Raw genomic sequence first — 22107 nt, 5'->3', positions numbered from 1 at the left:
ATTGGGAGGCTGTTCGATGCTGGCTCGGAGAGCGCACTAGACTACCCGCCATTCAGGAGTTAGATCAATGGCACTCACCCCAGATGGGCTCATGGACGCGCTCAAGGCCGTCGCGGACCCTAACACCGGCAAGCAATTCGTGGCGACCCGGTCGCTCAAGAACCTCCAGGTCTCGGAGGGCGACGTCTCGTTCGACCTCGAACTCGGCTACCCGGCGAAGAGCCAGCACGCGGCCATCCGCAAGGCGCTGGTGGCTGCCGCCAAGGCGGTGCCGGGCGTGGAGAACGTGTCGGTCAACATCGTCACCAAGGTCATCAGCCATGCGGTGCAGCGCGGCGTGCAGCTGATGCCCAACGTCAAGAACATCATCGCGGTGGCCTCGGGCAAGGGCGGCGTGGGCAAGAGCACCACGGCGGCCAACCTGGCGCTGGCGCTGGCGTCCGAGGGCGCCACGGTCGGCCTGCTCGACGCCGACATCTACGGCCCGAGCCAGCCCATGATGATGGGCATCGAAGGCCGCCCCGACAGCGCCGACGGCAAGACCATGGAGCCCATGGAGCGCCACGGTGTGCAGGTGATGTCCATCGGCTTCCTGGTCGACCAGGACCAGGCCATGATCTGGCGCGGCCCCATGGCCACGCAGGCGCTGGAGCAACTGCTGCGCCAGACCAACTGGAAAGACCTCGACTACCTCATCGTCGACATGCCCCCGGGCACCGGCGACATCCAGCTCACGCTGAGCCAGCGCGTGCCGATGACGGGCGCGGTGATCGTTACCACGCCGCAGGACATCGCGCTGCTCGACGCCAAGAAGGGCATCAAGATGTTCGAGAAGGTCGGCGTGCCGATCCTGGGCATCGTCGAGAACATGGCGGTGCACATCTGCTCGAACTGCGGCCATGCCGAACACATCTTCGGCGCGGACGGCGGCAAGAAGATGGCGGCTGAATATCAGATGGAATACCTCGGCGCGCTGCCGCTGGACATCAAGATCCGTCTGCAGGCCGACAGTGGGGCGCCGACTGTGGTGTCTGATCCTGAAGGGGACGTGGCAGGCATCTACAAGGCGGTTGCACGTCGAGTGGCCGTCGGCATTGCGGAGAAGGCCAAGGACTTTTCGGCGAAGTTTCCGACGATCTCGATCAGCAAGAACACCTGAGGAACGGCGTCTCGATGAACCTGCTCGCCTCGATGCGCTATCTGGTAGCGCTGAACGAGCACAAGCACTTCGGCCGCGCGGCGCAGGCCTGCCACATCACGCAGCCGGCACTGTCGAATGCACTGCGTGCGCTGGAGACCGAGTTCGGCGTCGTCATCGTCAAGCGTGCCCGCGTGTATGTCGGCCTCACGCACGAAGGCGAACGAGTGCTCGCCACGGCGCAACGCATGCTGCGCGACAACGAAGTGCTGCTGCAGGAACTGCGCAGCGACGTGGACAACCCGCACGGCCGCCTGCGCATGGCCGCAGTGCCCACGGCGATACCGATGCTCTCGCGCTTTGCGGCCATGCTGCAGCAGCGGCACCCGGGCATCGTGCCGGCCGTGCTGTCGATGAGCTCGCAAGACCTGGAGACGGGGCTCGAAAGCCTGTCGATCGACCTCGCGCTGGGTTACACCGAGCGCATGCACCTGCCCGGCATCAAGCTCACGGCCTGGCCGCAGAGCATCGAGCACTACTTCCTGCTGCGCCGCGCTAAAAAGGCTTCGACCGATGAGCTGCGCATCGGCGAGCCCATCTCGTGGGCCGAGGCGGGCAAGCTGCCGCTGTGCCTGCTCACGTCCGACATGCACAACCGCGCCATCGTCGACCAGGCGCTGCGCGAAGCCGGCGTGCCTGTGATGCCCGCCATCGAGACCAATTCGGTGCTCGCGCTGGCGCTGGCGGTGAGCGCGGGCACGGTCAACAGCGTGCTGCCCGGCGGCATGGTCGCGGCCGTGCGCAGCCATCGTGAGCTGGAAGCGCTGCCGCTGATGGCGCCGGACGTGCGTACGCCCATCGGCTTCATGACGCAGGACGGCGTGCGCGCCTCGCGCGCGCTCGAAGCGGCGCTGGCTTTCCTGCAGACGCCTGAGTGGCAGGAGCAGTTGCAGCAGCACAGCGGTGCGCTCGGCAAATGACAGGAACCAAAGGCCTAATCATTTAGTTATTGAATCAGGCCATGCCCTGATCGAATTTGACGGAGATTTAACCGTTAGCTCACACTCCGCGACCCGGATTAGCAATAACTTACACATCCGGCGAACAAGGAGAAATATGGCAGGTTCATCTGCAGGCGTTCTCGATGGAGAACGCGTCGTTGGGGGAGGGGCGCAGACGCAACCCGGCTTCCTGGAAAAAGAACGCATCATCGCGGGCCCCGGCTTCAATCGCTGGCTGGTTCCGCCGGCTGCATTGGCCATTCATCTGTGCATTGGCATGGCGTACGGCTTCTCGGTGTTCTGGCTGCCGCTGTCGAAGGCGCTCGGCACTGCCGGCACCGGCGCACAAGCTTGCGCCAAGGACATGAGCTTCTTCGCCGAGCTCTTCGCCACCAATTGCGACTGGCGCGTGGCCACGCTCGGCTGGATGTACACCCTGTTCTTCGTCTTCCTCGGCTGCTCGGCAGCCCTGTGGGGCGGCTGGCTCGAACGCGCGGGCCCGCGCAAGGCCGGTGTGGTGTCGGCGATTTGCTGGTGCGGCGGCATGCTGCTGTCGGCGGTGGGCATCCACCTGCACCAGTTCTGGCTGATGATCCTCGGCTCGGGCGTGATCGGCGGTATCGGCCTGGGGCTGGGCTACATCTCGCCGGTGAGCACGCTGATCAAGTGGTTCCCCGATCGCCGCGGCATGGCGACCGGCATGGCCATCATGGGCTTCGGCGGCGGCGCGATGATCGGTTCGCCGCTGGCGGTCGACCTGATGAAGCGCTTCAGCACCGCCACCGACGTGGGCGTGATGCAGACCTTCGTGGTCATGGCGCTGGGCTACTTCGTATTCATGATGGCCGGCGCATTGGGCTACCGTGTGCCGCCCTCGGGCTGGAAGCCCGAAGGCTGGACGCCGCCCCCGGCACAGACCACCAACACCATGATCACGCAGCGCCACGTGCACGTGAAAAAGGTCTGGGGCATTCCGCAGTTCTGGCTCGTGTGGCTGGTGCTGTGCATGAACGTGAGCGCCGGCATCGGCGTGATCGGCATGGCCTCGCCCATGCTGCAGGAAGTGTTCGGCGGCGCGCTGATCGACCTGCCGGCCAAGTACGGCCAGCTCGACAAGACCCAGCTCGCGGCCATCGCAGTGGTGGCGGGCGGCTTCACGGCGCTGCTGTCGCTGTTCAACATCGGCGGGCGCTTCGTGTGGGCCAGCCTGTCGGACAAGCTGGGCCGCAAGCTCACCTACACGGTGTTCTTCGTGCTCGGCGGCATCCTGTACGCGAGCATTCCCTCGTCGGCCGGCGCGGGCAGCAAGCTGCTGTTCGTGGGTGCCTGCTGCGTGATCGTGTCGATGTACGGCGGCGGCTTCGCCACGGTGCCGGCCTACCTGGCCGACCTGTTCGGCACGCAGTTCGTGGGCGCCATCCACGGCCGCCTGCTCACGGCGTGGGCCACGGCCGGCATCCTCGGCCCGGTGGTCGTGAACTACATGCGCGAATACCAGCTGGGCCTGGGCCTGCCGCGCGAGCAGGTCTACAACCAGACCATGTACATCCTTGTGGGCATGCTGGTGATCGGCTTCATCGCCAACCTGCTGGTGCGTCCGGTGGCCGACAAGCACTTCATGACCGACGCCGAACTGGCCGTCGAGAAGAAGCTGGCACACGAGAAGGCCTCGGCGGCCGAAGTGGGCAGCGGCTCGGGCCGTGCCGATACGGTGAGCCCGGCGGTGGTGGCGCTGGCCTGGGTGGCGGTGGGTATTCCGCTGGCCTGGGGCGTCTACAAGACCCTGATCAGCGCGGCCAAGTTCTTCGGCTGATCCTCCGAGCGATCAGCGGCCCGAGGGCTGTGCGGCGAACACTTCGATCGCCGCCAGCCGGGCCACCGAACGGCCCGGCTTCACATCGCCGGCCATCACCAGCCGCGCCATGCCGTTGCGACCCAGCGGCGCGCCGTTCAGGCTGTAGGCAACCAGCGCCATGCGGTTGCCGGATTCGGGTGCGATCTCCGCGAGCGAGACCACCGCACGGTAGCCGTCGCTGCCGACCACCACCGCATACATCGAGAGCACCGGGTTGCGCACCGCGGTGTCCGGCTTGAGGCCGACCGACGCATCGTTCAGCAGGGCCCACAGGCTCACGCCGGTGTAGGTGTTGCTACCGACCGTCAGCGTGACGGCGGGCTGAGCCTGCAGGGCCGCGAGGTCGAAGGTGGCGCGCTTGCCGACGATGCCCGAGACGGTGAAGGAGGGCGAGATGCCTTCGTTGGTGGCGGCCGTAACGTGCGGCGTCATGGCGCCTGTCTGTGGGCTGCCGCCGGCACAACCTGCGAGCACGGTCAACAGGGACAACAGGAACAGGGTGCGGTCTTTCACTGGAACTCCTCGTTTCCCCAGGACGGGTAGCGTCGTATTCATTCTTGCATAGCGACGGCCGCCCACCGCGGGCGGACAATGGCGGCCCGCATTGATTTACGCTTGGCGCCAACATGAAATCCAAAGTCCAGTTCCGTCTGCGCGTCTACCGGGACGACACCATCGCCATCGGCCCCGGCAAGATCGCCGTGCTCGAAGCCGTGGCCGAGACCGGCTCGATCTCGGCGGCCGCCCGGCTGCTGGGCATGTCGTATCGCCGGGCCTGGATGCTGATCGACGAGATGAACCAGTCGCTGGCCTCGCCGGCCGTGAACACCGCCGCCGGCGGCTCGCGCGGCGGCGGCACGGCGCTGACGCCGGTGGGCGAGGAAATCGTCAAGCACTACCGGGCCATCGAGAACGCGGCGCGCCTTGCCACGGCGGCCGACATTCGTGCGCTGACGCGCCTGCTGGCGCCATGAGCTCCGAGGCCGCCGATGTCGTCTGCCGCCCGGTCGGCCTGGTGCGCAGCCGCTTCACTGAGGCCACCGGCATGCCGATCCAGACGGCCGGCGCACCCGAAGAAACGGGGCGCGTCGAAGTGTTCGCCGAGTTCGCACCGGGCCTGCGCGACATCGAAGGCTTCGACTACATGATCCTCATCACCCACCTGCACCAGTGCGCACACGAGCGCCTGGAGGTGGTGCCCTTTCTGGACAACGCATCGCACGGCGTCTTCGCCACGCGCGCGCCCGCAAGGCCGAACCGGCTGGGCCTGTCGATCGTGCGGCTCACCTCGGTGGAGGGCACCACGCTGCACTTCAGCGGCAACGACATGATGGACGGCACGCCCGTGCTCGACATCAAGCCCTACGTGCCGAAGTTCGACGTGCGCGAGACCGACCGCATCGGCTGGTTCGGCGCCAGGCTCGATCAGCTGCCGCGCACCCGCTCCGACGGCAGGATGGGCTGATCGGGCGGGGCGTTTTCCGGTGGGTCCTGCCAGCCTTGCCAGCACGACCACACGCTCTGCGACAGCACCTCGCGCACCTGCGGCGGCGCCTCGCCGATGCTGCCCACGCTGATGAAGCCCGCGAGGTATTCGCCCGGCTGTACGCCCACCTGTCGTGCCAGCGTCTCGTCGAAGCAGCGTTCGCCGCTCAGCACGATGGCGCCATAGCCCAGCTGGTGCGCGGCGCTCAGCAGATTGCCGAGCGCCGCGCCCGCGCTCAGCCACTGTTCGCGCGCCGGGATCTTGCTGCGTTCGCGCGGCGACACCACGAAGCCCAGCAGCAGCGGCGGCCGAGTGGCATGTTCGCGTGCGCGCTTCAGGTCGGCGGGGCTGGCCAGCGGATCGCGCCGCAGTTTTTCCTGCTCGAAGCACCAGGCCAGCGCTTCGCGGTTCTGCGGGCGGAACTCGATCACGCGCCACGGATGCAGGCCGCCATGGTCGGGCGCGCGCAGGCCTGCCTGGAGGATCGCGTCGAGTTCATCGGGGTTGGGGCCGGGCGGCTGCAGGCGACGCGGCGACACCGAGCGCCGCGTCAGCAAAACTTCGAGGATGCGCTCCGCACCCGTCATGTGCCGCCACATGCGCGTCACTGCTCCCGGTGGTCGACCCACACCGCCTGGCGGCGCAGCACCTCGCCGATGTCGCCGGCGTCGGCCGTTGCCACGAAGAAGGACTGGCTCGCGCCGTCGGGGCCGGTGATGGACAGCACGAAGCCCTCTGCATCCATGGCGCGCTCGATGCGCCATTCCTGCACCTGCGTCACATGGTGGCGAAGCTCCGGCCGGCCGGAGATCGAGCGAACAACGGTGTCGTGGATGGAAGGGCGCATGGGTGGGATGTCTCCTACGCTGTATTCCTCAGTATATGAAGACTCATGGCTTTGCGCACCCCCGTGAGAACCTTAGGGCTCATCGTGTAACAATCTCGCCGTATTTTCATGAACACGACGAACTCGCTCATCGCTTCGACCGACTGGTTTCCGCTGGTGCTGTCGCTCAAGGTCGCCGCCGTGGCGACCCTGCTGGCACTGATCGTCGGCGTGGCGCTGGGCTGGGTGTTCGCACGCAAGAAGTTCTTCGGCGCCACCGTGATCGAGGCTGTGTTCATGTTGCCGCTGGTGCTGCCGCCCACGGTGATCGGCTACGCGATTCTTGTGGCGGCCGGGCGCCGCAGCCCGCTGGGCGCGTGGCTGCGCGAGCACCTCGACTACACCATCATCTTCAGCTGGCACGGCGCCGTGGTGGCCTCGGCCGTGGTCGCACTGCCGCTGGTGCTCAAGTCGGCCAGCGCGGCGTTTTCGGGCGTCGACCGCTCGCTCGAAGCTGCGGCCAGCACGCTGCGGCAGTCGCCGTTTTCGGTTTTCCTGCGCGTCACGCTGCCGCTGGCCTGGCCCGGCATCCTGGCCGGCACGCTGCTCGCGTTCGCGCGCGCCATGGGCGAATTTGGCGCGTCGCTGATGGTGGCCGGCTCCATCCCCAAGCAGACGCAGACGCTTTCGATGGCCATCTATGACGCGGTGCAGGCCGGGCACGACGACCTTGCGCTGCTGCTGGTCATCGTGACTTCGCTGCTGTCGATCACCGTGCTGGTGCTGTCGAACCGCTTCTTTTCTCTTCGCTGATTTCGTTTCAACAATCTGGAGTTGTCCATGCGTCCGTTGCGCCTTCTGTCGTTGGTTCTTGCACTCGCCCTGCCGCTGGCCGCTAGCGCCCAGCAGATCACCGTGTCCGCCGCTGCCAGCCTGACCGACGCATTCAAGGAAATCGGCCCCAAGTTCGAGGCGGCCAAGGCGGGTACTACGGTGCGCTTCAATTTCGCGGCCTCGGGCGTGCTGCTGCAGCAGATCGGCCAGGGCGCACCGGTGGACGTGTTCGCCAGCGCCGACCAGGAAACGATGAACCGCGGCGTCGAGCAGAAGGCGATCGACGCCGCCACGCGCAAGGACTTCGTCACCAACAGCCTGGTGCTGATCGAGCCGGCCAAGGAGGGCGTGGGCCTCAAGTCGCTGCAGGACCTGGGCGGCGCCAACGTGAAGAAGATCGCCGTCGGCAAGGTCGCCACCGTGCCGGTCGGCCGCTACACCAAGCAGGTGCTGGACAACGCCAACCTCTGGACCACGCTCGAACCCAAGTTCGTGCAGGCCGACAGCGTGCGCCAGGTGCTCGACTACGTGAGCCGTGGCGAAGTCGAGGCCGGTTTCGTCTACCGCACCGACGCGGCCGTGGCCGGCGACAAGGTGAAGATCGCCTTCACGCCCACCGGCCACACACCCGTGACCTACCCCATCGCCGTGGTCGCCGAGAGCAAGCAGAAAGCGCTGGCCGGCGACTTCATCGCCTTCCTCTCGACGCCCGCCGCGCAGGAAGTGCTCACGCGCTACGGATTCGGCAAGCCATGATCGATGTCGATCTGAAGCTCACGGTGGCCGATGGCCGCCGGCGCTTCGATCTGGCGGTGCGTTTCGCGACGGACGTGCCCTTTGCCGCGCTCTACGGCCCGTCGGGCGCGGGCAAGTCGCTGACCTTGCAGGCCATTGCCGGCCTGCTGCATCCTTCGTCGGGCCACGTGCGGCTCGACGGCCGCACGCTGTACGACTCGGCCCAGGGCATCGACGTGCCCGCGCCGGCGCGGCGCATCGGCTACCTGTTCCAGGATTACGCGCTGTTCCCGCATCTGAGCGTGCGCGAGAACGTGGCCTTCGGGCTGACCGCATGGCACCGCCGCAAGCCGGCCGCGAAAGATGCCGAACGCGTGCACGCCCTGCTCGAAAGCTTCGGCCTCGCGGCATTGGCCGACAGCCGGCCGCAGAACCTGTCAGGCGGCCAGCAGCAGCGCGTGGCGCTCGCGCGTGCGCTGGCCTGCGAGCCGCAGGTGCTGCTGCTCGACGAGCCCTTTGCCGCGCTCAACCCCATGCTGCGCGCGGAATTGCGCAACGAGCTCGCGCAGGTGCGCAGGCAGTGGGGCATTCCGGTGCTGATGATCACGCACGACATCGAGGATGTGCTCGCGCTGGCCGACGTGGCCTTCGTCTACAAGGATGGGCAGGTGGTGCGCGAGATCGACCTGCACAACGCAGAAAGCCGCGATTTCGCGCTGCGCGATATCGCTGGCGTGCAGGCTGTCGAAGAGACGCCGCTGCGCAGCAAGCTGCGCGGGCTGCTGATGCAGGACACGCGAGGCGCCTGAGACCCCGCTTCATTTCCTTTTTGAATCGCCGCATGTCCCGATTCAATTTGACGCTCCGCAGGCCCACGGCGAACACTCGCCGGCATGAGCAGTGAGCAGAAGATCGAGTTTTACAAGGGCCCTGCGGGCGGTTGGGGCGCACTGCGCAGCGTGACGACCGCGCTGCTGCGGCAGGACATTCCCATCAAGGGCGCGAAGACGCTGCTGTCGGCCAACCAGCCCGACGGTTTCGACTGCCCCGGCTGCGCCTGGCCTGACCGCAACCACGCCTCGACCTTCGAGTTCTGCGAGAACGGCGTCAAGGCTGTGGCCGCCGAAGCCACCGCGCGCCGCGCCGGCCCCGAGCTGTTCGCCAAGCACACCGTGGCCGAACTCGCCGAGCAAAGCGACTTCTGGCTCGAAGACCAGGGCCGCCTCACGCACCCCATGGCCTATGACGCGACCAGCGACAAATACGTGCCCATCGAATGGGACGATGCCTTCGCGCGCATAGCCCAGCACCTGAATGCGCTGCCCGACCCGAACCAGGCCATCTTCTATACCTCGGGCCGCGCGAGCAACGAGGCGGCCTTTCTGTACCAGCTGTTCGTGCGCGAGTACGGCACCAACAATTTTCCCGATTGCTCGAACATGTGCCACGAGCCCAGCGGCAGCGGCATGCGTCCGCAGTTCGGCGTGGGCAAGGGCACGGTCACGCTCGACGACTTCGAGAAGGCCGACGCGATCTTCATCTTCGGCCAGAACCCCGGCACCAATCACCCGCGCATGCTCGGCGAGTTGCGCTCGGCTTCCAGGCGCGGCGCGCGCATCGTGAGCTTCAACCCGCTGCGCGAGCGCGGACTGGAGCGCTTTGCCGACCCGCAGGACAAGCTCGAGATGGCGACCATGGGCTCCACGCCCATCAGCACGCACTACTTCCAGCTGCGCGTGGGCGGCGACTTCTCCGTCATCAAGGGGATGATGAAGCACGTCATCGAGCGCGAAGACGAAGCGGTCGCGCGCGGCGAGCCTTCGGTGCTCGACCATGAATTCATCGCCACGCACACCACCGGCTTCGAGGCGCTGGCGGCTGACCTGCGCGCCGAGTCGTGGGACATCCTGGTGCAGGAGTCGGGCCTGAGCGAAGCGCAGATCCGCGCCGCAGCCGACGTGTACCTGGGGGCCAAGCGGGTCATCGCCTGCTGGGGCATGGGCATCACGCAGCACCAGCATTCGGTCGCCACCATCCAGATGATCGGCAACTGGCTCATGCTGTGCGGCCACATGGGCCGCGAAGGCGCGGGTGCATGCCCGGTGCGCGGCCACAGCAACGTGCAGGGCGACCGCACCATGGGCATCTGGGAAAAGCCGCCGGCAGCGCTGCTCGACCGCCTGCAGAAGGTGTTCGACTTCGAGCCGCCGCGGCAGAACGGCGTCGACACGGTCGAGGCCATCCGGCTCATGCTCGACGGCAAGGGCAAGGTGTTCTTCGCGCTCGGCGGCAACTTTGCGGCCGCCACGCCCGACACCTACCAGACCTGGAAGGCGCTTCAGCAGTGCGACCTGACAGTGCACGTGACCACCAAGCTCAACCGCAGCCACGTGGTCCACGGGCGCGAGGCGCTGATACTGCCTTGCCTGGGCCGCACTGAGATCGACATGCAGGCCGCCGGCCCGCAGGGCGTGACGGTGGAAGACTCGATGAGCATGGTGCACATCTCGATGGGCATCAACCCGCCTGCGTCGCAGCACCTGCTGTCGGAGCCGGCCATCGTGGCGCGGCTCGCGGCCGCTACCATCGGCGCGCGCAGCAAGACACCGTGGCTGTGGCTCGTCGAAGACTACGCGCGCATCCGCGACAAGATCGAAGCCGTTTTCGACGACTTCAAGGACTTCAACACGCGCGTGGCGCACCCCGGCGGTTTCCGCCTGCGCAACACCGCAAGCGAGCGCGTGTGGAACACCGCGTCGAAGAAGGCCGTGTTCTTCACGCACGCCGTGCCGCTGGACACCCATTCGCACCGCGCCCGCGCGCGCTTCGCGAAGAAGGGCGACACCATCGTCTTCACGCTGCTGACCACGCGTTCGCACGACCAGTACAACACCACCATCTACGGCATGGACGACCGCTACCGCGGCGTGTTCGGCCAGCGCCGCGTGGTGTTCATCAACAAGGAAGACATCAGCAAGCTTGGCATGAAGGACGGCGACTGGGTCGACATCCAGACCGTGTGGAACGACGGCCAGGAGCGCCGCGCCGACCGCTTCAAGCTGGTGGCCTACGACATCCCGCGCGGCAACATCGCAGCCTACTACCCCGAGACCAATCCGCTGGTGCCGCTGTCGTCGGTGGCCGAGAACGCGGGCACGCCGACCTCCAAGTCGATTCCCGTGGTGCTGGTGCCGCACGAGCTGCCGATCCAGAAGCTGGCGGAGGACCAGGCGGACGGGATGGTGGCTGCATGAGCCACCGGGCCGCTGCGCAGGCGATCAGATGAGCGCCTTGCTCCAGGACGACCTTTCCGTGGCGATCCTGCGCATGCTCGCGCAGGCGCCGGACGACGCTGGCGTTTCGCTGCCGCGCCTCGGCAAACGGCTCGGGCAGGGCGCAAGTGTGCTGATGCGCCGGCTCACGCTGATGGGCGATGCGGCCATCGGCGGCGTGCGCGGCCCCGGCTGGGTGCGCGTGGAGCAGCAGGACGGCCGCTGGGTCGCACACCTCCAGGAGCCCGGACGGGCACAGGTGCAAACGCTGCCCCCTGAAGACGAAATGGGCGACTGAGCCGACAATGGCAGGCCCACCCGGAGCCACCATGTCGCAGCCAGACCTCGCCGATTCCGAAGACACCCTGCCGCCGCTCTCTCGGCATGCCGTGCATGTCTTCGGCGAGCGCGGCGTTGGGCCCGAAGGCGTGGTGCGCGACGACACCCTGGCGGCCGAGGTGCCGGTCGCGCTGGTGTTCAACGGCGTCTCGCACGCGGTGATGATGGCCACGCCGCAAGACCTCGAAGCCTTTGCGCTCGGCTTCGCGCTGAGCGAAGGCATCCTCGATACCGCCGCCGATTGCCGCGGCATCGAAGTGCAGACGGTCGATGCCTCCGATGCCGGCCTGCCCGAAGGCATGCCCGGTATCGAGGTGCAGCTTGAAATCTCAACACGCAGCTTCGAACGCCTGAAAGACCGCCGCCGCAGCCTCGCCGGTCGCACCGGCTGTGGAGTGTGCGGCGTCGAGAGCTTCGCGGGGCTCGATCTCTCGCCGCAGCGCGTGCCGCAACGCGACTGGATCGAACGCGTCGACCTGGCGACAGTGCTGCGCGCCTTCGCAGCCATGTCGCCGCGCCAAGTCCTCAACGCCGAAGCCGGCGCGATCCATGCCGCAGCATGGGCCACGGTCGGCGGTGAACTCACCGACCTGATGGAAGACGTCGGCCGCCACAACGCACTCGACAAGCTGCTAGGCAGGCTCGCGCTGGCAGGGCGCCTCGAAGAACCGGGCTTCGTGCTGATGTCCAGCCGAGGCAGTCACGAGCTCGTGCGCAAGTGCGCGCGCCTGGGCATTGCGGCGATGGCGACCATCTCTGCGCCGACCTCGATGGGTGTGCGCATGGCCGAGCTTTGCGGCTTGCGTTTCTGGGGGCTGTGCCGCGCGCCGCGTGGTGTGCTCTATGCCGATGGACTCGCACCCTTTTCGAGCGACAGCACGGCATCAGCCACCGCCTCGATCCCCTGATCCGACAAGTCCTCCGCCACCACGCTCCGGCGCTGCACCCAGGCCTTGAAGTGCAGCTCCTGCGACTTCTGGTAATGCGGGTCATAGTGCAGCGCCATCAGCTCCGCAAACAGATGCGGCAGATCGGCCTCATGCGCCCACTGCTGCCAGCGCGCCACCGTTTCCTTCCCCTGCATTTCCTTCAGCACGCCCATCTTGTCGGCCAGTGCCTCGCGGTCGTCGCCGAGGTAGGCGTAGTCGCGCAGCAGATAGGCCAGCCGTGCCTCGGGCGTGGCCGCCACCTCGATGCACGGCGCCGCCCGCATCCGCGCCACCAGCGACAACGGCAGCGACAGCCGCCCGATGCGGATGCTCTCTCCCTCCACATACAGCGGGCGCGAGAGATCGACGGTTTCGAGTACCGCTGCGATCAGCGTCTCGAAGTGCTTCTGCGAAGGCTGCGCCACACCCGGCAGCGAGCCGAGCAGCGAGCCCTTGTGGCTGGCGAAGTCTTCCAAATCGAGCACCTGCGCGCCGCGCGCGGCCAGCGCGTGCAGCACGCGCGTCTTTGCGCTGCCGGTAGCGCCGCAGATCACGCGCAGGTCGAGCTTCGGGGTCAGCGTGTCGATCTGCGAGATCACGTGCCGGCGAAAGCTCTTGTAGCCGCCCGCTAGCTGCTGCGCGTCCCAGCCGACGAGGCGCAGCCAGGTGACCATCGAGCCGCTGCGCATGCCGCCGCGCCAGCAGTAGACCAGCGGCTTCCAGTTCTCGGGCCGGTCGGCCAGCGTGTCGCGCAGATGCTTCGCGATGTTGGCCGCGACCATCGCGCCGCCGATGCGCCGGGCTTCGAAGGCGCCGGTCTGCACGTAGACGGTGCCGACGATGCGGCGCTCCTCGTCGTCGAGCACGGGGCAGTTGATGGCGCCGGGGATGTGGTCGAGCGCGAACTCGGCCGGGGAGCGGGCGTCGATCAGCGTGTCGAAGGCGTGGCGGTCGCCGACCCGCACGGGCTGGCGATGACTCATGGCAGGAACCTCATGCCCCGATTGTCGGGTACTCAGGCGTATGCAGGTCCAAGGCCACGGCGCAAGCGAGCGCTCGCAAAGTCCACCAGCGTGACCAGCACGAACATCGCGATCAGCACCGTCATCGCCTGCTGCTGCTGGAAGATCGACAGGTGGAAGTACAGCAGCTGCCCCAGCCCGCCGCCGCCCACGAAGCCCAGCACGGCTGCCATGCGGATGTTCATCTCCCAGCGGTAGAGCGCGTAGGCCACCCACTGCGGCAGCACGATGGGCAGGCTGGCGTAGCTGAAGGCGGTGACGGGGTTGGCGCCTGAGAGCGTCAGCGCGTGCTCGGGTTCGCGCGGGGCGTTTTCCAGCGCTTCGGCGAACAGGCGGCCCAGCACGCCCGTGGTGTGCAGCGACAGTGCCAGCGCGCCCGCGAACGGGCCGATGCCGGCGGCGAGCACCATCAGCGCGGCCCACACGAGTTCGGGCACGCTGCGCAGGAAGTTCAGGACGAAGCGCGCCACGTGGCGCGGCAGCCAGCCAGCGCGGCCCGAGGCCGGCAACGCGAGCACCGCGCCTGCGATGGCCGCCAGCACCGTGCCGAGCGCGGACACGGCCAGCGTCTGCAACGCGCCATTGCCGACCTTGGAGAGAAACTCGGGCGACACATCGGGCGGGAAGAACTCGGCAATGAACTTGCCCATGAGCCGCAGCGACTCCGACGAGCCCAACGCGCGGTAATCGATGCCCAGGTAGACAAAGCTCGCAATCACCGCCACACCGATCAGCAGCAGGGCAATGCGGCAACGCCAGCAAGGCGGCGGGCGTGGGGGCAGCATCGTCGTCATGCCAGCAGCCTGCGCAACGCATTGCTCAGCAGGTCGGCCAGCAGCACGAGCGCCAGGAACACCAGCAGGATGCTGCTGGCCTCGCCGCCGTTGAGCATCTTCATCGACTGGTCCATCAACTGCCCCAGTCCGCCTGCGCCGACGAAGCCCATCACCACCGACGCACGCACCGCGCATTCCCAGCGGTACACGGTGTACGAGGCCAGTTCCTGCGCCGTGTTCGGCAGCAGCCCATAGCAAAGCGCCGCGAGCCGGCCGCTGCCGCTTTCGAGCAGGGCTCGCGCGGGGCGTGTGTCGGTCGATTCGAGGATCTCGGCGTAGACCTTGCCCAGCATGCCGCCGTAGGTGATGGCCAGCGCCAGCACGCCCGCGGCGGGGCCGAGCCCGAGCGCGCGCACGAAGAGCAGCGCCCAGACAATTTCGGGAATCGCCCGCAGCACCATCAGCAGCCAGCGCGCGGCCTGCCGCACGATGCCCGCCTGCGCGCGGCCGGGGCCTGGGCCAATGCGCGAGATGGAGAGAGCGCGCGTCGTCACGAAGCCCAGCGGCGCGCCGATCAGCAACGCCAGCGCGGTGCCGGCCGTGGCCATCGCCAGCGTTTCGAGCGTGGCCTTGAAGAGCAGCGCGAGAAAGGCGGCCGAGCCGTCGGGTGGAAAGAAGCCCGCCAGGAAGTCGCCGATGACCGCGAGGTTGCCGCCGGCGAACAGCGCCCACGGCTTGAATTCGGACAGCGCCAGCATCGGCCATGCGATGACGAGCGCGGCGACGCATCCGGCCAGCCGGCGCGCGGCGTGCGGGTCGCGGTGGGCGATGGCGGTGCTCGTCAAGGGCAGTCCGGCCGATGGAAAGCCGCTTCCATTGCCGCACTTGCCGGCTGCGGCCGCTGCGTTGCGATGCCGCCTTCGCTTGCATAGAGCGCGTCGAGCATCGTGGCCGTTACTTGCGCGGCGGGCAGGTCGAACATCACCTGCCCGTTGCGCATGCCGACGATGCGCGGAAACCAGCGCAGTGCGAGGTCCACCGCATGCAGCGAGGCCATCAGCGTGGCGCCCGTCGATTCGCTTTGCGCGACAAGCTGGCCGATGGCGGCGTCGGCCAGCGTGGGGTCCAGCGCGGACACGGGCTCATCGGCCAGCAGCAGGGCGGGGCGCTGATACAGGGCCCGCGCGATGCCCACGCGTTGCAGCTGGCCGCCCGAAAGGCGGTCGCAGCGGTCGAACAGGCGGTCTTCCAGCGACAGGCGCGACAGCACTTCGTGCGCACCGGCAATGTCCGAGGGATGGAAGAGCGAGCCCAGCGCGCGCAGTGTCGACCACTCGCCGAGCCGACCCGCGAGCACGGCTGTGACCACGCGCAGGCGCGGCGCAATCGGCGGCGACTGGTGCACGGTGCCGATGCGGGCGCGCAGCTTCTTCAGCGCCGCGGCTGGCAATTGCCAAGGCCTGGCGCCCAAGGCCTGAACCTCGCCCTCCGTGGGCCGCAGCGCCGCGCCGAGCACGCGCAGCAGCGTGGTCTTGCCGGCGCCCGAGGGCCCGATGACGGCGATGCGTTCGCCGTCGTGCGCGGCCAGCGTCACCCCAGCCAGCGCTCGCTGGCCATTGGGGTGCACGACACCCGCGCCTTCCAGCGAAAAACTCATCCGCGCAAACTCACTTGATCAGGCCAGCCGACTTGCCCGCCGTCTCGATGCCGTCGTAGTTCGACGACTTGGTCGGAATGAACTTGCTAGCCCGCTGCAGCGCCATGATTTCCTTCTGCGCTGGGTGGGCCGGGTCGAGCTTCAGGAACGCATCGGTCAGCTTCCTGGTGATGGCCGGATCGAGTCCCGGGCGCACCGTCCAGTTGTAGTCGTAGTAGGTCGGCGTGGTTGCCAGCACGCGCACCTTGGCGGCGTTGGGGTTCTTCGACTCGACCAGCTTGTCCCACACCGATGCGTTGAGCACGCCTGCCTCGGCGCGCGATGCGGCCACGAAGGCCACCGTGGCGTCATGCGCGCCCGAGAAGGCGACTGTCTTGAAGTCCTTCTCGGGGTTGATGCCGGCCTGCAGCAGGAAGTAGCGCGGCATCAGGCTGCCCGAGGTGGACGAGGGCGCGCCGAAGGCGAATGTCTTGCCCTTCAGGTCGGCCAGCGTCTTGGCGGTGCTGTCGACCGGCACGATGAACTTGCTGGTGAACACCTCGTCTTCCGCGCGCTGCACGATCGGTACCGCGCCGCCGTTGGTGCGAATGCGTGCCTGCACGAAGGTGAAGCCTCCGAGCCAGGCCAGGTCGATCTTGTTGGTGGCCAGGCCTTCGACCACGGCGGCATAGTCAGTCACGGGCGTGAACTGCACGTCCATGCCGGTTTCCTTCTTGAGGTAGTCGCCCAGCGGTGTGAACTTGCGCTGCAGCTCGGTGGGGGCTTCGTCGGGAATGGCCGAGACGCGCAGCACGCCCTGGGCGAGGGCGCCGAAGCTGGCGACGGAAAAGGCCAGCGCGAGCGCCACCTGGGTGAGAGTCTTCTTCATGGATGTGCCTCGAAAACGTGCAGCGGGTGTGGGAAAGGAAAGGACGGGATTGTAGAAAGCAGGGCCGCTTCGATAATCGGCCCATGAACCCAACGCTCATGAACCCGCTCGCGCCTTTGCGCCTCACGAGCTTTTCGCATGGTGGCGGCTGCGGCTGCAAGATCGCGCCCGGCGTGCTGTCGCAGATCCTCAAGAACCATGCGGGCAGCATGATCCCGCCCGAGCTCATGGTGGGCATCGAGACCGCCGACGACGCGGCGGTCTACAGGCTCAACGACCAGCAGGCGCTGATCGCCACCACCGACTTCTTCATGCCCATCGTGGACGACCCCTACGAGTTCGGCCGCATCGCCGCGACCAACGCGATCAGCGACGTGTACGCGATGGGCGGGCGCCCGATCATGGCGTTGGCCCTGGTGGCCATGCCGATCAACCAGCTGCCGGTGGAAGTGATCGCCGAGATCGTGCGCGGCGGGCAGGACGTGTGCCGCGCAGCCGGCATCCCGATTGCCGGCGGCCACACCATCGACTCGGTCGAACCGATCTACGGGCTCGTCGCCATGGGCCTCGTGCACCCCGACCGCGTGCGGCGCAATGCCGATGCGAAGGCGGGCGACGTGCTGGTGCTGGGCAAGCCGCTGGGCGTTGGCGTGCTGTCGGCCGCGCTCAAGAAAGAACAGCTCTCCGAGACCGGCTATCGCCAGCTGATCGAGAACACGACGAAGCTCAACACGCCCGGCATCGCGCTCGCGGCGCTCGACGGCGTGCATGCGCTGACCGACGTGACGGGTTTCGGCCTCGCTGGCCACACGCTCGAACTGGCGCGCGGCGCGAAGCTCAAGGCGGTGATCGAATGGTCGAAGGTGCCGCTGCTCGACAACGTGGTGGTGATGGCCGCCGAGGGCATGGTCACCGGTGCCTCGGGGCGCAACTGGGCCGGCTACGGCGCCGACGTGGAGCTGGCCGCCGGCCTGCACGCCACCACGCAAAACCTGCTGAGCGATCCGCAGACTTCGGGCGGCCTGCTCGTGAGCTGCGCGCCTGAAGCGGTCGATGCGGTGCTGAAGATCTTCCGTGATGAAGGCTTTGGGCAAGCGGCGGTCATCGGTCGTGTAGAGGCCGGTGAGCCCTCGCTGCGCGTGGTGCCCTGACAGAGCGGTCCTATGCCGACTCGTCGAGTGGGCAGTCGCCGTCGCGAGCGGTTCGAGCTTGCGCCGAGAAGCGCAGACGTACATGGGTACGTCGAGCATCGCAGGTGCAAGATCGGACCGCGCAGCAGGCGAATGCCCGCTCGACGGCGGAAGGGGGAAGGAGTCGAACCTTCCCGGCGACGACTGGCGCCACCCACTGGGTTTGAAGCCCAGCCGCCCCACCAGGGACGATCCCCTCCCATGACTCTTGTCGTTCACGGCCTCGCCCCGAACAACGTCGTATCGGGCCGCAGCAGGTGCGTGTCCTTCACGCGCCGCGTATAGCCCACACGGTCAAAAAATTCGAGCAACTGGATTGCGCGCTTGCGTCCCAATCCCGTCGCATCGCGAAAACTCGCGGCCTGCAAGCCTTCAGGGCCATCGAGGCAATCGCGTGCCAACGCCGCCAACCGCTCGATGGTTGCCAACGGATAGTACAAGTCCTTCACCACCTGAAAGGTCTCGCCACGCCGCGCGAGACTCGCGAGCGTCTGCCGCACCATCGGCTCGCTCACCGCGCAGTCCTTCGCAAGATCGCGCACCCATGGCGGATCGAAGCCGCCGTCGGCCAGCCTGGGCAATAGCTTCTGTGCGAGCTTCTGTTCTGCTTCGCCGAGGCGTGCCGCATGGTCCGGCAGATGCAGCCAGGTGCCGCTGCGCACCAGCGCACCGCGCGCGACCAGCGCATCGAGCGCATGGCGCCACAGCGAGTCGTCCGCGCGTGGCCCGGCCAGCCGCTTGAGGCGGCGCGCATCGGGGCCGACTTCGTCTGGCGCAGTGCGATGGAAGTCTGCGAGGCGCCCGGTGATCTGTTCTTCAAGCATGTCCAGATGCGTCTGCGCGATGGCCGTGTGGTCGATGCGCACGGCGTCGCCGGGCAGCGGCATCGCACCTTCGTCGGCCAGCGAGAGAGCGCGCGCCATCCGTGCAATGTCGACGCCCAGCGGCGCGTTGTGCAGCAGCGCGGCCACGCGCGCATCGCGGTCGTCGATGGCCCAGGCCGCCAGCGTGCGCAGGCGCTCGGGCGTGCGGCGGTAGCGCACTGGCGCGAACGGATCGAGCACGCGCACGCCGGCCACGGTGCGCGTGGCAGAGGCATCGCGCAGCACACCGCGGTCGCCATGCCATGCGCCGACTGCTTCCCGCAGCACCAGCTGTGCAAATGCCGTCTCGCCGGGCGCGAGCGCATCGCGGTCGAGCAGCGCGACAGACGCCATCACATCGCTCGCGCCGAGGTGCGCGTGCACCGTCGCGCCTGAGCGCAGAGGCTTGGCCTCGTCGGGCCACAGCGTGAGGAGCACGTCGATGCGGTCGGTGGCAAGCGCGATGGACGGTGTGCAGACCCAGTCGCCGCGATGCATCTCGTCCTTGGTGACGCCGGCCAGTGCCAGCGCACAGCGCTGGCCCGCGCGCGCCGATTCGGTCTTCTGGTTCTGCGCATGGATGCCGCGCACGCGCACCGTGCGGTCGCCAGGCACCACGCGCAGTTCGTCCCCGATGCGCACCGTGCCGCTGAAGACCGTGCCCGTGACCACGGTGCCGACGCCCGACAGCGTGAAGGCGCGATCGACGGCGAGGCGAAACGCCAGGTCGTCTTCGCGCGCGTGCTCCTGGCGCGCCACGTCGAGCAGCCGCTCCCGCAGCGCATCGATGCCTTCACCGGTCGTCGCCGACACGGCCAGCATGGGCGCCTGCGCGAGCGGCGTTGGCGCGAGCAGCGTGGCGATGTCCGCGCGTACCTCGGCGAGCCGTGCTTCGCGCACGGCCTCGTCAATGCGGTCGATCTTGGTGATGGCCACAGTCGCCTCGCGAACGCCCAGCAGTGCCACCACCGCGAGATGCTCGCGCGTCTGCGGCATCACGCCGTCGTCGGCGGCCACCACCAGCAGTGCGTGGTCGATGCCGGTCGCACCGGCCAGCATGGTGTGCAGCAGGCGCTCGTGGCCGGGCACGTCGACGAAGCCGAGCGACACGCCATCGGGCGCATGCAGGTACGCGTAGCCCAGCTCGATGGAAATGCCGCGGCGCTTTTCCTCGGGCAGCCGGTCGGTGTCGACGCCGGTGAGCGCGCGCACCAGCGTGGTCTTGCCGTGGTCGATGTGGCCTGCGGTGCCGATGATCATCGTGGGGGCGTCGTCACATGAAGTTGCGGGTGTGCAGCTCGGACAGCCGCTGCGCCTCGTCACGGTCGAAGCCCAGCCGCGCGAGGCGCGAACGCCGTCCGGCTGCCATGTCGCGCTGCAGTTGCTGCACGGCCGCGTGGCCGCGTGCGACGGCAGTGGGCGAGAGTTCGCCGGCCGCCAGCAGCACCAGCGCGTCGAACACCTCCTCGTTGAGGCCCGCCGTGCTGGCCAGCGTGTCGTAGCGCACCTCGATGGCGTTGCGCAGCCGCGCCTGGTAGTCGGGCTGCACCGAGAGCCGGTATTCGAGATGCGCCATGCCGAAGGCGACGTGGCGTGCCTCGTCGCGCGCCGTGAGCCTTGCGATCTGCCGCGTCACCGGGTCTGGCGCGTGCGCATGCAGAAAGTTGAGCAGGTTCACGAAGCTGCCCTCGCCGAGCACGGCCAGCAGGAAGGTGGCGACGGAGAAATCGGGTGCATCGAACAGCGTGCGCAGCGAGGCCTGACCGCCGGCGGTCGACAGCGCAGGCTGGTGGCCGCGCAACGTGGCGCGGCGCGTGAAGACTTCGACGTGCCGCGCCTCGTCCGCGCATTGCAGCGCAAGCAATTGCAGCACCTCGCGGAAATGCGGATGGATCTGCCCGAGGTGGCGCGCCGGCACCAGCAGCGCGGCATTCTCGTTTTCGATGAGATAGGTCATCACCTGCACGACCGCTGACTCCACTGCGGGCGACAGGTCGAAGGGCGCGTCCCAGTCGATGGCCGTGCCCGGGTCCCATTGGGCTGCTGCTGCCTGCCGGTAGAGCTCGCCCGCCGTCGCGGCCCACATTTCGTCGCGGCGATGCAGGGCGAAGAAGAAGGGCGGGCTGCCGGCCTCCACCGTGGCACCGCGCGCGGCCAAGCCCCAGCCGGGCGCGGCGTCCTCGGCGGGCGAGCCGTTGGCGTCGCCCTGCGCAGCGCCGGTCGATTGCGCGCCGAGCCAGCGGCCTTCGGCATGCGGGCCGCGCGTGACCAAAGCCTCCTCCGCCGTCTCGAAGCGCAGCGGATGCCCCTGGCTGCGGCACCAGGCTTCCAGGTGCATCTGCCAGTCCGGCGATTGCCCGCGCACGCGCAGCTCGCCGCCCACCGGCCTTTCAGCCAGCGCGCGGCGAATGAGCAGCAGGGCGCCTTGGTCGAGGCCCAGCGACTCAATATCGATAGTCGGGGTTGCTGATGCGGCCATCGCCGTCGTAGAAATGCTCGTCGTCCACCGCGCGCTCGAGCAGCGCGTAGCCGCTGGTGCGTCCGGCGCGCCATTCGCGCAGGCCTTCGAGTTCGAGCAGTGGGCGCACCTGCGGGTCGTCCCAGCGCATCGCCATCAGCAGCGACACGAAGCTGTCGATCAACGTGGCCGGCGCGCCGGGGCTGGTGGTGAAGTTGCAGTGGTCGTACGCGCCGGTGCGCGCCAGCACGCGCGTGCTGCCCGAAGGCAGCGTGCCGTCGAGGCCGAAGGCCAGGTGGTTGCCGTCGATCAGGCAGCAGGCGTCGACCTCGCCGGCCATCAGCGCGATGGCCGCATCGCGCTCGCCGCCGATGTGGTCGCCATGCTTGCCGCCGAGCACGTCGAAGTAGCGCACCTGGAAGTCACGCGACTTCACCAGGCCTTCGGTGCGCAGGTGGTCGAGCGGAATCAGCGTGGCCTGCGGCGAATCGAGCGCACCCAGCCCGACAGTCTTGCCGCGCAGATCGGCCAGCGACTGCACCGGGCTGTCGGCCCGCACGACGATGGCCGAGCGCAGGTCGCAGTCGGTGTCGCGCATCGCCACGGCCTGCACCTGCTGGCCGCGGCTGCGCGCGATGCGGTCGGCGCGCGCCCAGGCCAGCGGCGAATTCCACGCCAGGTGCAGCGTGCCGGCGAACTGCGCCTCGACCTGGCTTTCGTAGTTCGAATACAGCACGTAGTCGAAGGGCAGGCCGTTCTTCACGAAGAAGGCCTTGAAGCCCTCCCAGATGGTGACGACCTTGGGCGCGTAGGCCACGGCGCCCATGATCAGCGTCGGTTCGGACATGGCGCGGTTCC

23 protein-coding genes and 1 tRNA gene are annotated in these 22107 nt (G+C 68.0%); 12 read left to right on the top strand and 12 right to left on the bottom strand.

Annotated features, from left to right (window positions below; translation table 11 throughout):
* Positions 1-67 precede the first annotated feature (67 nt).
* From apbC to BMW87_RS16140, 3 genes are all read left to right on the top strand, one after another.
* Positions 68-1159, top strand: a complete 1092-nt coding sequence (gene apbC / locus BMW87_RS16150) for an iron-sulfur cluster carrier protein ApbC (protein WP_093077402.1) — start codon at positions 68-70, stop codon at positions 1157-1159.
* A gap of 14 nt (positions 1160-1173) precedes the next feature.
* Positions 1174-2118, top strand: a complete 945-nt coding sequence (locus tag BMW87_RS16145; protein WP_093077400.1) for a LysR family transcriptional regulator — start codon at positions 1174-1176, stop codon at positions 2116-2118.
* A gap of 136 nt (positions 2119-2254) precedes the next feature.
* A complete protein-coding gene (locus BMW87_RS16140; RefSeq protein WP_093077399.1) occupies positions 2255-3952 on the top strand; it encodes an OFA family MFS transporter in 1698 nt (565 codons plus the stop codon).
* 12 nt (positions 3953-3964) lie between these two features.
* Here the strand turns inward: BMW87_RS16140 and BMW87_RS16135 are convergent, their stop codons facing one another.
* Positions 3965-4507: a molybdopterin-binding protein gene (locus BMW87_RS16135; protein ID WP_093077397.1), complete on the bottom strand. Its 543-nt coding sequence runs from the start codon at positions 4505-4507 to the stop codon at positions 3965-3967.
* 113 nt (positions 4508-4620) lie between these two features.
* Between BMW87_RS16135 and BMW87_RS16130 the strand changes: the two genes are divergently transcribed.
* Both BMW87_RS16130 and tsaA read left to right on the top strand, forming a co-directional pair.
* Complete coding sequence (locus BMW87_RS16130; protein WP_093058016.1) at positions 4621-4968, top strand: winged helix-turn-helix domain-containing protein; 348 nt, start codon at positions 4621-4623, stop codon at positions 4966-4968.
* Positions 4965-5459 carry a tRNA (N6-threonylcarbamoyladenosine(37)-N6)-methyltransferase TrmO gene (tsaA, locus tag BMW87_RS16125; RefSeq protein ID WP_093077396.1) on the top strand — a complete coding sequence of 165 codons (495 nt, stop codon included), beginning with the start codon at positions 4965-4967 and terminating at the stop codon, positions 5457-5459. Before BMW87_RS16130 ends, tsaA begins: the two co-directional genes overlap by 4 nt.
* Here tsaA and BMW87_RS16120 read toward each other — a convergent pair.
* Entirely contained in the window at positions 5420-6079 is a 660-nt protein-coding gene (locus tag BMW87_RS16120) for a nitroreductase family protein (protein WP_093077394.1), read from the bottom strand. The genes tsaA and BMW87_RS16120 overlap by 40 nt on opposite strands.
* A 5-nt stretch (positions 6080-6084) precedes the next feature.
* Positions 6085-6327 carry a hypothetical protein gene (locus tag BMW87_RS16115; RefSeq protein WP_093077393.1) on the bottom strand — a complete coding sequence of 81 codons (243 nt, stop codon included), beginning with the start codon at positions 6325-6327 and terminating at the stop codon, positions 6085-6087.
* Between the two features lie 108 nt (positions 6328-6435).
* Here BMW87_RS16115 and modB point away from each other — a divergent pair, with 108 nt between their 5' ends.
* The 6 genes from modB (at position 6436) to fdhD (ending at position 12394) form a co-directional block, all read left to right on the top strand.
* Entirely contained in the window at positions 6436-7119 is a 684-nt protein-coding gene (gene modB / locus BMW87_RS16110) for a molybdate ABC transporter permease subunit (protein WP_093077391.1), read from the top strand.
* 27 nt (positions 7120-7146) lie between these two features.
* A complete protein-coding gene (gene modA / locus BMW87_RS16105) occupies positions 7147-7896 on the top strand; it encodes a molybdate ABC transporter substrate-binding protein (protein WP_093077390.1) in 750 nt (249 codons plus the stop codon).
* Complete coding sequence (locus tag BMW87_RS16100) at positions 7893-8684, top strand: ABC transporter ATP-binding protein (RefSeq protein ID WP_093058011.1); 792 nt, start codon at positions 7893-7895, stop codon at positions 8682-8684. Before modA ends, BMW87_RS16100 begins: the two co-directional genes overlap by 4 nt.
* 84 nt (positions 8685-8768) lie before the next feature.
* A complete protein-coding gene (locus tag BMW87_RS16095; RefSeq protein WP_093077388.1) occupies positions 8769-11129 on the top strand; it encodes an FdhF/YdeP family oxidoreductase in 2361 nt (786 codons plus the stop codon).
* Between the two features lie 28 nt (positions 11130-11157).
* Positions 11158-11445, top strand: a complete 288-nt coding sequence (locus tag BMW87_RS16090; RefSeq protein WP_093058009.1) for a hypothetical protein — start codon at positions 11158-11160, stop codon at positions 11443-11445.
* Positions 11446-11476: 31 nt separating this feature from the next.
* Positions 11477-12394 (top strand): formate dehydrogenase accessory sulfurtransferase FdhD, encoded by a 918-nt coding sequence (gene fdhD, locus BMW87_RS16085; RefSeq protein WP_093077387.1) that lies wholly within the window; start codon positions 11477-11479, stop codon positions 12392-12394.
* Here fdhD and mnmH read toward each other — a convergent pair.
* From mnmH to BMW87_RS16060, 5 genes are read right to left on the bottom strand one after another with little or no spacing between them, the layout of a single operon-like run.
* On the bottom strand, positions 12328-13398 hold the full coding sequence (gene mnmH / locus BMW87_RS16080; protein WP_093077385.1) for a tRNA 2-selenouridine(34) synthase MnmH: 1071 nt from the start codon (positions 13396-13398) through the stop codon (positions 12328-12330). The two genes, fdhD and mnmH, sit on opposite strands and share 67 nt — an antisense overlap.
* A 32-nt stretch (positions 13399-13430) precedes the next feature.
* Complete coding sequence (gene phnE / locus BMW87_RS16075; protein WP_093077384.1) at positions 13431-14231, bottom strand: phosphonate ABC transporter, permease protein PhnE; 801 nt, start codon at positions 14229-14231, stop codon at positions 13431-13433.
* On the bottom strand, positions 14228-15058 hold the full coding sequence (locus tag BMW87_RS16070; RefSeq protein ID WP_093077382.1) for a PhnE/PtxC family ABC transporter permease: 831 nt from the start codon (positions 15056-15058) through the stop codon (positions 14228-14230). The genes phnE and BMW87_RS16070 overlap by 4 nt, the downstream gene beginning before the upstream one ends.
* Positions 15055-15870: a phosphonate ABC transporter ATP-binding protein gene (locus tag BMW87_RS16065; protein ID WP_093077381.1), complete on the bottom strand. Its 816-nt coding sequence runs from the start codon at positions 15868-15870 to the stop codon at positions 15055-15057. The genes BMW87_RS16070 and BMW87_RS16065 overlap by 4 nt, the downstream gene beginning before the upstream one ends.
* Positions 15871-15880: 10 nt before the next feature.
* The gene (locus BMW87_RS16060; protein ID WP_093077379.1) at positions 15881-16738 is read right to left on the bottom strand and encodes a putative selenate ABC transporter substrate-binding protein; all 858 of its coding nucleotides are present in this window, start codon (positions 16736-16738) and stop codon (positions 15881-15883) included.
* A gap of 83 nt (positions 16739-16821) precedes the next feature.
* Here BMW87_RS16060 and selD point away from each other — a divergent pair, with 83 nt between their 5' ends.
* Positions 16822-17889, top strand: a complete 1068-nt coding sequence (selD, locus tag BMW87_RS16055) for a selenide, water dikinase SelD (RefSeq protein WP_256216796.1) — start codon at positions 16822-16824, stop codon at positions 17887-17889.
* A 147-nt stretch (positions 17890-18036) separates the two neighbouring features.
* Here selD and BMW87_RS16050 read toward each other — a convergent pair.
* From BMW87_RS16050 to BMW87_RS16035, 4 genes are all read right to left on the bottom strand, one after another.
* A tRNA-Sec gene (locus tag BMW87_RS16050) sits at positions 18037-18129 on the bottom strand.
* A 14-nt stretch (positions 18130-18143) separates the two neighbouring features.
* A complete protein-coding gene (selB, locus tag BMW87_RS16045) occupies positions 18144-20051 on the bottom strand; it encodes a selenocysteine-specific translation elongation factor (RefSeq protein ID WP_093077376.1) in 1908 nt (635 codons plus the stop codon).
* A 13-nt stretch (positions 20052-20064) separates the two neighbouring features.
* A complete protein-coding gene (locus tag BMW87_RS16040; protein ID WP_093077374.1) occupies positions 20065-21270 on the bottom strand; it encodes a ferritin-like domain-containing protein in 1206 nt (401 codons plus the stop codon).
* Positions 21236-22096 carry a phosphate/phosphite/phosphonate ABC transporter substrate-binding protein gene (locus BMW87_RS16035; protein WP_093077373.1) on the bottom strand — a complete coding sequence of 287 codons (861 nt, stop codon included), beginning with the start codon at positions 22094-22096 and terminating at the stop codon, positions 21236-21238. Before BMW87_RS16035 ends, BMW87_RS16040 begins: the two co-directional genes overlap by 35 nt.
* Between the last annotated feature and the right edge of the window lie 11 nt (positions 22097-22107).

Origin of the sequence: Variovorax sp. OV084 (assembly GCF_900111625.1) — a bacterium.
In the GTDB taxonomy this organism is placed as follows: Bacteria; Pseudomonadota; Gammaproteobacteria; order Burkholderiales; family Burkholderiaceae_C; genus Variovorax.
Note: the sequence above shows the minus strand (reverse complement) of the source record. Positions and strands in the feature narration are given on the sequence as shown.